Genomic DNA, 417 nt, shown 5'->3' with positions numbered 1-417 from the left:
TCGTGTATGAGTTGTGTTGTTTGTGCGCCTAGCGTTAGCCATAACAACTTACCAATGTTATCTGAGGCAGGTTTTACCGACTCATAAACCTGGGCTAGCCATTTGTAATCTTCGTTGTATTCATCAAGTACACTATCAGGTGAAAGCGACTCCCAAAGCTTAGCCAAGTATTTAAAATCTAGCGCAAAGGCGTCTTTCTTATCATCGGTGCTTATAGCGTTCTGTGCGGCCTCTAGGCCTTCAAATCCCTCAATAGCTCTGTCTACACCTTCAAAATGGGCTAGCGTATCAGTCATTGCTTTTGGTAGTTTGACGCGTAACTCACTTAGGTTAGAAATAACTTGTTGTACGCTTTCTTCGTCAAACTCTAGTGCTTTTGCTGCATCGTCAAATACGCCAAAGTAGTCAACAATACAG

At 42.7% G+C, this 417-nt stretch carries 1 pseudogene; it reads right to left on the bottom strand.

The features are described 5' to 3' along the window. A pseudogene (locus JIG37_RS06825) lies at nt 1–417 on the bottom strand (DEAD/DEAH box helicase); the annotation flags it as partial.

The sequence above is a fragment of the Pseudoalteromonas sp. bablab_jr010 genome, assembly GCF_016464105.1.
In the GTDB taxonomy this organism is placed as follows: Bacteria; Pseudomonadota; Gammaproteobacteria; order Enterobacterales; family Alteromonadaceae; genus Pseudoalteromonas; species Pseudoalteromonas simplex.
The sequence above is the reverse complement of the archived record's forward strand: the minus strand, read 5'-3'. Positions and strand labels throughout refer to the sequence as shown.